The 11,550-nt window shown below is 69.1% G+C and carries 12 protein-coding genes; 6 read left to right on the forward strand and 6 right to left on the reverse strand.

What is annotated here, in order from left to right:
- Positions 1-99 precede the first annotated feature (99 nt).
- The 4 genes from ACFWMR_RS22610 to ACFWMR_RS22625 all read right to left on the reverse strand — a co-directional run bounded on the left by ACFWMR_RS22610 (position 100) and on the right by ACFWMR_RS22625 (position 3,731).
- Complete coding sequence (locus ACFWMR_RS22610; protein WP_378379762.1) at positions 100-1,005, reverse strand: lysophospholipid acyltransferase family protein; 906 nt, start codon at positions 1,003-1,005, stop codon at positions 100-102.
- A complete protein-coding gene (locus ACFWMR_RS22615; RefSeq protein ID WP_378379763.1) occupies positions 1,002-1,784 on the reverse strand; it encodes a GNAT family N-acetyltransferase in 783 nt (260 codons plus the stop codon). The genes ACFWMR_RS22610 and ACFWMR_RS22615 overlap by 4 nt, the downstream gene beginning before the upstream one ends.
- A 175-nt stretch (positions 1,785-1,959) precedes the next feature.
- Entirely contained in the window at positions 1,960-2,919 is a 960-nt protein-coding gene (locus tag ACFWMR_RS22620) for an electron transfer flavoprotein subunit alpha/FixB family protein (protein WP_093935533.1), read from the reverse strand.
- A gap of 26 nt (positions 2,920-2,945) precedes the next feature.
- Entirely contained in the window at positions 2,946-3,731 is a 786-nt protein-coding gene (locus ACFWMR_RS22625; RefSeq protein WP_093935532.1) for an electron transfer flavoprotein subunit beta/FixA family protein, read from the reverse strand.
- A 243-nt stretch (positions 3,732-3,974) separates the two neighbouring features.
- On the opposite strand from ACFWMR_RS22625, the gene ACFWMR_RS22630 reads away from it, so the two are divergent.
- Positions 3,975-4,826: a DegV family protein gene (locus tag ACFWMR_RS22630; RefSeq protein WP_378379764.1), complete on the forward strand. Its 852-nt coding sequence runs from the start codon at positions 3,975-3,977 to the stop codon at positions 4,824-4,826.
- On the opposite strand, the gene ACFWMR_RS22635 is transcribed toward ACFWMR_RS22630, so the two are convergent.
- Complete coding sequence (locus tag ACFWMR_RS22635; protein WP_378379765.1) at positions 4,807-5,229, reverse strand: hypothetical protein; 423 nt, start codon at positions 5,227-5,229, stop codon at positions 4,807-4,809. The two genes, ACFWMR_RS22630 and ACFWMR_RS22635, sit on opposite strands and share 20 nt — an antisense overlap.
- 136 nt (positions 5,230-5,365) lie before the next feature.
- Between ACFWMR_RS22635 and ACFWMR_RS22640 the strand changes: the two genes are divergently transcribed.
- The 5 genes from ACFWMR_RS22640 (at position 5,366) to ACFWMR_RS22660 (ending at position 9,716) form a co-directional block, all read left to right on the forward strand.
- Positions 5,366-6,139: a class I SAM-dependent methyltransferase gene (locus ACFWMR_RS22640; protein ID WP_378379766.1), complete on the forward strand. Its 774-nt coding sequence runs from the start codon at positions 5,366-5,368 to the stop codon at positions 6,137-6,139.
- On the forward strand, positions 6,136-7,647 hold the full coding sequence (locus ACFWMR_RS22645) for a 1,4-alpha-glucan branching protein domain-containing protein (protein ID WP_378379767.1): 1,512 nt from the start codon (positions 6,136-6,138) through the stop codon (positions 7,645-7,647). Before ACFWMR_RS22640 ends, ACFWMR_RS22645 begins: the two co-directional genes overlap by 4 nt.
- A 14-nt stretch (positions 7,648-7,661) precedes the next feature.
- The gene (locus ACFWMR_RS22650) at positions 7,662-8,150 is read left to right on the forward strand and encodes a glutathione peroxidase (protein ID WP_378379768.1); all 489 of its coding nucleotides are present in this window, start codon (positions 7,662-7,664) and stop codon (positions 8,148-8,150) included.
- Positions 8,151-8,427: 277 nt separating this feature from the next.
- Positions 8,428-9,492, forward strand: a complete 1,065-nt coding sequence (locus ACFWMR_RS22655; RefSeq protein ID WP_378379769.1) for a serine protease — start codon at positions 8,428-8,430, stop codon at positions 9,490-9,492.
- Positions 9,492-9,716, forward strand: coding sequence for a hypothetical protein (locus ACFWMR_RS22660; protein WP_378279605.1), 225 nt, complete (start codon positions 9,492-9,494; stop codon positions 9,714-9,716). The genes ACFWMR_RS22655 and ACFWMR_RS22660 overlap by 1 nt, the downstream gene beginning before the upstream one ends.
- On the opposite strand, the gene ACFWMR_RS22665 is transcribed toward ACFWMR_RS22660, so the two are convergent.
- The gene (locus tag ACFWMR_RS22665; RefSeq protein ID WP_378379770.1) at positions 9,704-11,470 is read right to left on the reverse strand and encodes a glycoside hydrolase family 2 protein; all 1,767 of its coding nucleotides are present in this window, start codon (positions 11,468-11,470) and stop codon (positions 9,704-9,706) included. The two genes, ACFWMR_RS22660 and ACFWMR_RS22665, sit on opposite strands and share 13 nt — an antisense overlap.
- Between the last annotated feature and the right edge of the window lie 80 nt (positions 11,471-11,550).

An 11,550-nucleotide genomic window follows, 5' to 3' on the forward strand; every position in this document is an offset into this window, starting at 1 on the left:
GAGCCGGAACTCCGAGTTCCGGCTCCAAGCACGCGAGTTCCGGCTTCCATCACGCGAGTCACGGCTCTGATCACGCGAGTGCGGTGCCGCGCCACTCGCTCAGGGGCCGGGCACCTTCGCGACCGGGGCGGGAGCCGGAGCGGAAGCGGGAGTCACGGCCGGGGCACGACGCCGCCGCTGCGCCGGGATCTGCACCCGCCCCAATGCCGCCTGCACAGCGGATTCCGCCAGCGCGGCCAGTTCACGCCGGTCCGAAGCGCGGCCCGGCGCGATCTCCGGGCACACGTGCACCTCCAGCACCAGACCGCGCAGCGCCGCGACCCGCCGCAGCGACGCGATGAGCGACTCCGGCCCGATGAACGCCGGTTGCGTCGTCTCCCGCCCGTCGGCGAGCCGGAAGCGCAGCGCGAGCGGCCGCACCGGGACACCGCCGTCGATCGCGGCCTGGAACGTCGCCGGGCGGAACCGGCCCGAACCCAGGCCGCACCAGGTGGTGCCCTCCGGTGTCACACTGACGAGTGATCCGCCGCGCATCGCGCCGGCGAGTTCGTCCATGGTCGCGGGCAGGCTCCGCAGGTTCTCCCGGTCGAGGAAGATGCTGCCGCCGCGGCGGACCAGCAGGCCGAGCACCGGCCAGGTGCCGACCTCCTTCTTGGCGAGCGCCCGCATCGGCTGGACGGCGTTGACCGCGATGATGTCCAGCCACGAGATGTGGTTGTTGACCACGAGCGCCCCACGGCCCGGAACGGCGCGGAACTTCTCGTCACCGAGCACACGCAGCCGTACCCCGAACGAGCGAAGGATCCCCGCGAAAAGCAGGCGCACCAAGCGTTCCCGGGGCATGCCGCGCAGCACGAGCACCAGCGGCGCGGACAGGAAAGCACCGAGGATGACGCCGATCGCCGCGGTGAACCTCAGGACGCGCCGCGGGAACGCCACCGTCTGCGCCCCTTCGGTCAGGCAGCCGTCGCCGCACGGCGACTTCGGCATCCAGGCGTGGGTCATCCCTGCACTCCCAGGAAGAACTTGAGATACCGCTCGTCGACGTTGTGCAGATCCAGCAGGACGAAGAAGTCCGCGACGCCGAAATCCTCGTCCAGCGCGGGCGGGCCGTAGGTCTTCGCGCCCAGGCGCGTGTAGCCCTTGATGAGCGGCGGGAGGATCGCGCGGGCGGGCCGCTCGACGCCTTCGGTCCGCCACGGGTTCAGCGGGGTCACCCGAAGGGATTCGTCCGCGTAATGCTTGGCGCGCAGGACATCCCAGACACCGGCCGCGTAGGCCCCGCCGTCGGTCAGCGGCACGGACGCGCAGCCCGCGAGGTACCGGTGCCCGGCCAGCAGCATGTAGCGCCCGATCCCCGCCCAGACGAGGCTCACCACGGCGCCGCTGCGGTGGTCGGGATGCACGCACGAACGGCCCGTCTCGACCAGAGAGGGACGTAGTGCGTCGAGCGCCGTGAGATCGAATTCGCTGTCGGAGTACAGCTTTCCCGCCTGCGCGGCCCGATCCGGCGGCAGCATCCGGTAAGTACCCACGATCTCGCCGGTGTTGTCGTCGCGCACCACGAGGTGATCGCAGAACTCGTCGAAGTAGTCGACGTCGAGTCCGGGTACGGGCGAATTGAGCGTCGCACCCATTTCCTCGGCGAAAACCTGATGGCGAAGACGTTGCGCGGCAACGACTTCTTCGTTCCCATTGGCCACGAGGAGGGAGTAACGCGGCGCGTCGGCCGGGAGTTCGACACCTGCCTGGTCAGTGCTGACGAGGAGCTGTGACGTCGTCATAACCAAGGTCTACCCCTGGAGGGGTACCAACGACAATGCGCCCGATGGCCGATTAGTGCACGTTCAGTTAATTGCGGGTTCTCAGGCTTCTCTCAGGGTGGGAGATCACTTCCCGGTCACGGAAAAGGGGCCGCCGGGGAAATAATCCCGGCGACCCCTTCACTGACAAAGGACGTCAGCCCTTGCGCTTCTGGACCTCTTCGGTCAGCTGCGGCGCGACGTTGAACAGGTCGCCCACCACACCGAAGTCGGCGATCTCGAAGATCGGCGCCTCGGCGTCCTTGTTGACCGCGATGATGGTCTTCGAGGTCTGCATGCCGGCCCGGTGCTGGATCGCACCGGAGATGCCCAGCGCGATGTACAGCTGCGGCGAGACCGTCTTACCGGTCTGGCCGACCTGGAACTGCGCCGGGTAGTAGCCCGAGTCGACGGCGGCGCGGGAAGCACCGACGGCCGCGCCGAGCGAGTCGGCCAGCGTCTCGACGACGTCGAACTTGTCGGCCGAGCCGACACCGCGGCCACCGGAGACGACGACCGAGGCCTCGGTCAGCTCCGGACGGTCGCCGCCGACGATCGGCTCGACACCGGTGATCTTGGCGGACTTCGCCGGGTCACCGGCGGGGACCTCGACGGTCTCCTCGGCGGCGGCACCGTCGGCCTGGGTCGCCTCGACCGCGCCCGGGCGGACCGAGATGACCGGGACACCCTTGGTGGACTTGGACTTCACCGAGAACGCGCCACCGAAGATGGACTGGTCGACGCTGCCGTCGCCGTTCACGCCGACGGCGTCGTACAGCAGACCGGAGCCGAGGCGGACCGCGACACGAGCGGACACCTCCTTGCCCTCGGCGCTGGCCGCGACGAGCACGGCGGCCGGGGAGGTCCGCTCCGCGAGCGCGGCGAGGACATCCACCTTCGGGGTGACCAGGAAGCCGGTGGCGTTGTCGCCCTCGGCGACGTACACCTTGGCGGCGCCGTGCGCGGCGAGGGCTTCCTTCGCCTTGGCGGCGGTGCCGGTCGGGCCGACGACGACCGCGGACGGCTCACCCAGTTCACGAGCGGCCGTCAGCAGCTCGAGCGTGACCTTCTTGACTTCACCGTCGACGTGGTCGACGAGGACGAGTACTTCAGCCATTTCCCTATTCCTCCTCGAAACCTGTCTCAGATGAGCTTCTGCGCGACCAGGTAGGCGGCCACCTTGCTGCCGCCGTCACCCTCGTCCTCGACGCGCTCACCGGCGGTGCGCGGCGGCTTCGGGGAGGCTTCGAGCACGGACGACCAGGCGTTGCCGAGGCCGACCTCGCCGGCGTCGAGGCCGAGGTCCGCGACGGTCAGCGTCTCGACCGGCTTCTTCTTGGCGGCCATGATCCCCTTGAAGGAGGGGTAGCGCGGCTCGTTGATCTTCTCGCCGACGCTCACGACCGCGGGCAGGTTCGCCTCGAGGTGCGTGACGCCGTCCTCGGTGTAGCGGTCGGCCTTGATCGAGGAGCCGTCGACGGTCAGCTCGTTCACGTGGGTCAGCTGCGGCAGGCCCAGCAGCTCGGCGATGATCGCCGGCACGGCGCCACCGCGGCCGTCGGAGGCCTCGTTACCGGTGATGACCAGGTCGAAGCCTTCGACCTTCGAGATCGCGGCGGCCAGCACCTTGGCGGTGGCGATCGCGTCGGAGCCGTGAAGGGCCTCGTCGGAGACGTGGATGGCCTTGTCGGCACCCATGGACAGCGCCTTGCGGATCGCGTCGGTCGCGCGGTCGGGACCCACCGAGACGACGGTGACCTCGCCCTCGCCGGCTTCCTTGATCTTCAGGGCTTCTTCGACGGCCTTCTCGTTGATCTCGTCGAGCACGGCGTCGGCGGATTCGCGGTCAAGAGTGTTGTCGGCACCGGAGAGCTTCCGCTCCGAGTAGGTGTCCGGTACCTGCTTGACCAGGACAACGATGTTCGTCATGGGTCTACTTCGACCTCCCGTTAGTGGCCGGCGTCGGCCACGGGGCAACAGCTCTACTGGCCGGTAGATTAGGGCCATTTTCCCGCCGCGGCCCGCCGAGGTGACCTCATTCACCTGGATGCACGTTTTAGTGGGACCATCGTCCAGGTATTTCACCCGGAAGTGAGTGTAACCGGGCGACTAACCCGAACGGCCGTATTCCGGGGTACTCCCCGCGAGGGTGACGGGCTAACCTGCCCCACCATGCGTTCCATGCCCGGCCCCGTCGCCGTGATCACGGACTCCACCGCCTGTCTCCCCGCCCCGGTCGCCGAACGCTGGGGAATCGGCGTCGTTCAGGTCCAACTGCAGGTCGGAGAGCAGTTCGACGAGGAGAACCGCTACGACCGCGAAGAAATCATCGACCACCTGCGCGCCGGGACGCCGGTGAGGACGGCACCGCCCGAGGTCGCCGCGTTCTTCTGGGCGTTCCAGGACGCCGCGAGCAAGGGCGCCTCGGCGATCGTCAGCGTCCACATCTCGGGACGGATGTCGGAGACGGTGAACGCCGCCCGCGAAGCCGCTCAGCAGGTGAACATCCCGGTGCACGTCCTCGACAGCGGGACCACCGGGATGAGCCTCGGTTTCGCGGCGACGTCGGCGGCCAAGGTCGCCGCCGCCGGTGGCCAGGCGAGCCGGGTGATCGACGCGGCCGAACGCCGGTTCCGCGGCAGCCGCGAGATCCTCTACGTCGACACGCTGGAGTTCCTGCGCCGCGGCGGCCGGATCGGCGCCGCGCAGGCGTTCCTCGGTTCCGCGTTCTCGATCAAACCCCTGCTGACACTGAAGAACGGCGAGGTCGCCCCGCTGACCCGGGTGCCGGGCCAGCGGCGGGCGCTCAACAAACTCGTCGACCTCGCGGTGGACTGCGCGGGCGATCAGGACGTCGAGATCGCGATCACCCGGTTCGGCCCGGACGAACGCGACCTGGAGATCGGCGGGCGGTTGCGCGCGCGGCTGCCCAAGATGGTCGACAGCACCCTGGTGGACGCCAGCATGATCCTCGGCGCCCACCTCGGCCCCGGCGCCATCGGCATCACGGTGTCGCCGGTGTAGCCCGCTTCGAGGGGATCAGCACCAGGACCAGCGGGAGGACCGCGCCCAGCGCCGTCGTCACGACGATCAGCACCTGGTCCACCGGCTCGAAGTGCGAGACGTGGCCAAGGTGATAGAGGAAGTGCGGCAGTCCGAACAGGAAGGTCGACAGCGCGGCGAGCCTGGCCACGGCGGTCGTCCCGATCACGGCGGCGCCGATCAGGATCGCCGCGAGCGCCAGGTTGAGGCCGCCGAAGTCGGTGATCAGGTGTTCGTTGAAGGGGCCGTCCATGGCGACCCAGCCGGTGCGGAAGCCGGGGAAGTCCCGGTAGAAGCCCTCTGGGCTGAGCAGTGGCCACAGCCCGACTGGCAGTTCGACGAGGCCGAAGACGACGAGCAGTACGCGGGTGATTGTCCGTTGCATGTCTTCTGGACTGGACAGCGCCGCGAAACGTGACAGCGCGTTTAGTCCTCTGGATGCGGTCCTTGCGCGTGCAACTACCGCATCCAGAGGACTAACTGCGGCGGAGTGGGAAGTGACCGGCCGGTAGGGTCGCGGCGTGACCACCCCAGCCACCAGGGCCGAAGCGCTGCACCTCACCGGTGAGCGCACCGTGCCGGGCATCGCCGAGGAAAACTATTGGTACCGCCGCCACGAGGCCGCGTATCAACAGCTCCTGCCGCTGTGCGAGGGCAAGACCGTCCTGGAAGCCGGCTGCGGTGAGGGTTACGGCGCCGGGCTCATCGCCACCGTCGCCGAACGGGTGCTCGCGCTCGACTACGACGTCCCCACCACCGAGCACGTCGCCCGCCGCTACCCCGGCATCGGCGTGGCCAGGGCGAACCTGGTGTTCCTGCCGCTGCGGGACGCCTCGGTCGACGTCGTCGCCAACTTCCAGGTGATCGAGCACCTCTGGGACCAGGGCGCCTTCCTCGCCGAATGCCGCCGCGTGCTCTCCCCCAGCGGACGGCTGATCGTCACCACACCCAACCGGCTGACCTTCACCCCGGACAGCGACACCCCGCTGAACCCGTTCCACACCAGGGAACTCGCACCGTCCGAATTGGACGAACTGCTGCGCGACGCCGGTTTCGAGGTCGAGACCCTGCATGGCCTCCACCACGGCGAGGGCGTCGCGAAGCTCGACGCCAAATACGGCGGTTCGATCATCGACGCCCAGCTCGACGTCGTCATGGGACAGCTTCCCGGCCAGGCGACCTGGCCCGCGGAACTGCTCGCCGACGTCGAAGGCATCCAGGCCGCGGATTTCGCCGTCCACGGTGAAGGCCTGGACACCAGCCTCGACCTGGTCGCCGTGGCGGTGCGCCGATGAGCGAGTACGAAGGCACGTTCTGCCTCGTCGTGCACAGCCATCTGCCCTGGTTGCCGCACCACGGGTCCTGGCCGGTCGGCGAGGAATGGCTCTACCAGGCCTGGGCACATTCCTATCTGCCGATGGTCGACCTCCTGCGCCGCTTCGCCGACGAGGGCCGCGAAGACGTCCTCACCCTGGGCATGACGCCGATCCTCGCCGCCCAGCTCGACGACCCGTACTGCATCGACGCCTTCCACGACTGGCTCGGACACTGGCAGCTGCGTTCCTGGCACGCGTCGACGCTCTGGCGCGGCGACCCGCTGCTGCGCGACCTCGCCGCGAGCGAGTACCGGACGGCGACCAAGGCGTCGGAGGAACTCGAAACCCGCTGGCGGCACGGTTTCTCGCCGATCCTCCGGTCCTTTGTGGACAACGGGACGATCGAGCTGCTCGGCGGCCCGCTGGCGCATCCGTTCCAGCCGCTGCTCGACCCGGCGGTCCGCGACTTCATGCTGCGCGGCGGCCTCGCCGACACCGCGTCGCGGATCGGACGGCGCCCCGAAGGCATCTGGGCACCCGAATGCGGCTACGCGCCCGGTATGGAGACCGGGTACGCGGCCGCGGGCGTCCAGCGGTTCATGGTCGACGGGCCATCCCTGCACGGCGACACGTCGGCGGCCCGCACTGTCGGCGATTCCGACGTCGTCTGCTTCGGCCGGGACCTCGAAGTCACGTACCGCGTCTGGTCGCCGAAGGCCGGCTACCCCGGCCACGCCGCCTATCGCGACTTCCACACCTGGGCGCACGAGGTCGGCCTCAAGCCGTCGCGGGTGACCGGCAAGACCATCGAGCCACCGGACAAGGCACCGTACGACCCGGCGATGGCGGCGGCCACGCTCGGCGGCCACGTCCAGGACTTCGTCGACACCGTCGTCTCCCGGCTGCGCTCGCTCAAGGCCGAGCACGGCCGCGAATCGCTCGTCGTCGCCGCGTACGACACGGAACTGTTCGGGCACTGGTGGCACGAGGGACCGGCGTGGCTCGAAGGCGTCCTGCGCGCGCTGCCCGAGGCGGGCGTCCGCGTGACCACGCTCAAGGGCGCGCTCGAAGCGGGCCACCTCGGCGGGAAGGTCGACCTCCCGGCGTCGTCGTGGGGTTCCGGCAAGGACTGGCGGGTCTGGGACGGCGAGCAGGTCGCCGACATGGTGCGGGACAACACCGCCTTGCAGCACCGGATGCTCGACCTCGTCGCCGGAATGGACACCACGACCCGCGACGCCGTCCGGGATCAGGCCGTCGCCGAGGCGATGCTCGCGCTTTCGAGCGACTGGGCGTTCATGGTCACCAAGGATTCCGCCGCCGACTACGCGCGGCGGCGGGCGAAGGTCCACACCGACCGGTTCGACACGCTCGCCGGGCTGCTCCGCGACGGCGCGCACGATCGGGCCCGGGACACGGCGGCCGCGTTCCGGCGCGACGACGGGCCGTTCGGCCACGTCGACGCGCGTGACCTGCTGAAGAAATGACGAAAGGGGAAACCATGGGGATCCACGACATCCCGCTGAAGACGCTGGCGGGCGAGGACACCACCCTCGGCACGCTCGAAGGCAAGACGCTGCTGGTGGTGAACGTGGCGTCGAAGTGCGGCCTGACGCCGCAGTACACCGGCCTGGAGAAGTTGCAGGAACGCTACGCGGACAAGGGTTTCTCCGTCGTCGGGTTCCCGTGCAACCAGTTCGCGGGCCAGGAACCGGGCACCGCCGAGGAGATCCAGACCTTCTGCTCGACGACGTACGGTGTTTCGTTCCCGCTCTTCGAAAAGCTGGACGTCAACGGGGAGACCCGGCACCCGCTCTACACCGAACTCACCAAGGCGGCCGACGCGGAAGGCGCCGCCGGCGACGTGCAGTGGAACTTCGAGAAGTTCCTCGTCGCCCCTTCCGGTGAAGTGGTGGGGCGATTCCGTCCGCGCACCGAACCCGAGGACGAGACGATCACCAAGGCCATCGACGCCGCGATCAGCGGCTGACTCCGCTCTTCCACGGGCGGCTTTCCGGATCACTCCGGAAAGCCGCCCGTTTCCTTTTCCGGCGAACCGGTGACCAAAGTCCCCGAATACCCGCGACACTCGCGCGATGGCTGGTTTATCGTTCACAAACCCTTGCCACACAAGGGAATTGTCGTCGACAGAGAGGTGAATCGGTCTACCCGATTGCACTATGGCGCGGCCCCGCGGACAGGGGAAGACTCCTTCGTCGGGGCTCCCGCACTTCGTCAACGCCGACAACCAGAAAAGTGTGGCCGAAATGATCGAAAAGAACATGCTGCCCAAGGAATTCCTCTCACTGGCGACAGTGCAGGCGTCCGAAGAGAACGCTCTCCTCGACAGGCAGAACGTCGTGGGTGTGGCGCTCGGCACCAAGTGGTCGGGCGGAACCGACACCGGGGAAAAGGCGATCACGGTCCTGGTCGACACCAAGCTGCCGAGCGAGCTGCTCCGTGACGACGACCTCATCCCGGCGACGCTTTCCGGTGTGCCCACCGACGTCCAGCAGGTCGGCGTGCTGCAAGCGGGCCGGACCGTGGCGGCGCCGAAGGTCAACGGCGCTTCCCCGTCGCTGGCCGAGGCACCGGCGGCGCCGCCGGTCCGCCAGGTCGAAACTCCCCGTGAGGCCGTCGATCCGCTGACGCTGGCCCGGCGTTTCCGCCCGGCGTTCGGCGGGGTGAGCGTCGGCCACTTCCAGATCACCGCCGGCACGTACGGCACCGCCGTCTACGACGCGGCCGCGCTGCCCGGCATACCGCCGAGGTTCTACATCCTGAGCAACAACCACGTGCTGGCCAACACCAACGCGGCGGCCATCGGCGACCCGATCCTGCAGCCGGGCCCGTTCGACGGCGGCGTCATCCCCAGCGACATCATCGCCAGGCTGAGCCGGTACGTGCCGATCAAGTTCATCACCCCCGGGCAGCCGGTCCCGCTGAACTTCGTCGACGCGGCCGTCGCCGAAGGCCAGTTCCACGACCTCGACCGGCGGATCTTCTGGGTCGGCGACCTCCGGGGCGTGAACCCGGCACCGACCGTCGGTCTAGCGGTGCAGAAGGCCGGCCGGACCACCAACTGGACGACAGGGCGGATCACGAACATCAACGCCACGGTGGACGTCAACTACGGCGGCGGCCGGGTGGCCAGGTTCGCGAACCAGCTGCTCACCACCAACATGTCGGCCGGTGGCGACTCGGGCAGCATCGTGGCGGAGCTGGACAACGACTTCGCCGTCGGCCTGCTGTTCGCGGGTTCGCCCGCGGTCACCGTGGTCAACCGGATCACGCTGGTCGAGGCCGCGCTCGGGATCAGGGTGTACCCGTAGTGGCCGAAGTGTCCGATGTGGATGCCGCGCTCGTCACGGCGTCGCGGTGGCTCGACGACGTCCCCGGAGTGGTCGGGGTCGGGCAAGGCGAGGCCGAGGGCGCACCCACCATCGACGTCTGGATGACCCCCGGTCACGACCCCGGGCAGCTGCCTTCTCAGCTGCTCGGGGTGCCCGTCAGGGTCCGTGACTCCGGCGGTCCGATCGAGCCTCAGCCGGACTGACCCGCCTCGATCACCGCGCGGTTGCGGGCGGAGACCGCGGACGGATCCGCCTTCACCACGCGGCGGTCGTAGGTGAGCAGGCCGTTGACCTCGTTCTCGACGTCGGTGGTCTGGGTGTAGATCGCGCCGGAAAGCCCGGTTCCGGCGACGATCCGTTCGAGGTGTTCGCTGACCTCGGCATAGCGTTCGGTCAGCCGTGCCGAGGTCGGCGTCATCTCGTAGGCCCGCGGTTTCCCCGGCCAGCGGTGCTCGTCGAGCACCAGGCCGAGGCCGCCGTACTCGCCGTCGACGATCACCCGGTGGTCCTTCACCGCGGGTTTCCCCGGTCCGACGTAGGTGTGGTCGTCGTAGACGTCGCCCGCGCCGTCGTCCGGCCGCGAGAAGCAGCAGTTCACCCCGCTGTTCGCGACGACGAGCCTGGTCGGGTCGAGGTCCTTCACCAGCTTCGCGATCCGCGCGGTGTCGAATTCGCCCCAGCCCTCGTTGAACGGCACCCAGCCGACGATCGAGGTCACCCCGCGCAACTGCTCGACCATCTCGATCAGTTCGGCTTCGAACCGTGCCTTCGCCTCGGGCACCGGGTCTGGCGCGATCCCGGGTGGACCGTCGAAGGAGACGGTGAGCGAGGGCATGTCCTGCCAGACGAGCAGGCCCAGTCTGTCCGCCCAGTGATACCAGCGCTCCGGCTCGACCTTGACGTGCTTGCGGACGAAGTTGAAGCCGAGTTCCTTGGTCTTCTCCAGATCGAACCGCAGCGCCTCGTCGGTGGGGGCGGTGTGGATCCCGTCCGGCCAGTAGCCCTGGTCGAGCGGGCCGTGGAGGAAGGTGATCCGGCCGTTGAGCGCGATCCGCGGCCTGCCCTCGGCGTCGGCGACCGTCCCGATCGTGCGCAGCCCGGTGTAGGACTCGACGACGTCGAGCACGGTGCCGCTCTCGTCGAGCAAGCGGACTTCGAGGTCGTAGAGGTAGGGGTCGTCCGGTGTCCACAGACGCGGCGAAGGCACCTCCGCGCGCAACGGCCGTCCCGCGTCCCCCGCGACGCGTGCCACCTCCGGGCCGCCGGGCTCGCTGACGATCGCTTCGACGCGGGCGCCGCCTGTGACCTTGGGCACAACCGTCACCCCGGTGAGGTCCGGGGTCAGCGGCAGATCCGCGACGTGCGCGGACGGCACCGGCTCCAGCCAGACGGTCTGCCAGATGCCCGACGCGGAGGTGTAGAAGATCCCTTCCGGGGCGTTGCGCTGCTTGCCGACGGGATGCGTCGAGGCGTCGGTCCGATCGATCGCGCGGACGGTCAGTTCCTGCGATCCCGACGGCCGCAGCACGTCGGTGATGTCCGCGCTGAAGGCCGTGTACCCACCTTTGTGGACGGCGACCTCCTGGTTGTTGACCCGGACCGTCGCGGACTGGTCGACGGCGCCGAAGCGGAGCATCACCCGCTGTCCGTCCCACTCGGACGGGACCTGGAAAACCTTGCGGTACCACAGGGTTTCGTCGTGCCGCCCGATCCCGGAAAGCGCGGACTCCGGCGGGAACGGCACCAGGATCCGCTCGCCGTACCCGTTCCGGCCGGGCGAGCGGTCCCCCGCGTACTCCCAGACGCCGTTGAGGTTCAGCCAGCGTTCGCGGACGAGTCGCGGGCGCGGGTACCCGGGCAGCGCGTTGCCGGGCCCGACCTGCGCGGACCACGGGGTCGACAGGACCGGTTCGACGGGCTTGAAGGCCGGTTCGGCCGCGTTCACCGAAGACGTCATCGGCCCGATGGTGGCAAAGATCGCCGCCCCTGTCGCCCTCGCCCGGCTTTCACCGATGGGTGATCGCCCCGTCCCGGTGA

This window comes from Amycolatopsis thailandensis, from assembly GCF_042723255.1.
Classification (GTDB): Bacteria; Actinomycetota; Actinomycetes; order Mycobacteriales; family Pseudonocardiaceae; genus Amycolatopsis; species Amycolatopsis thailandensis.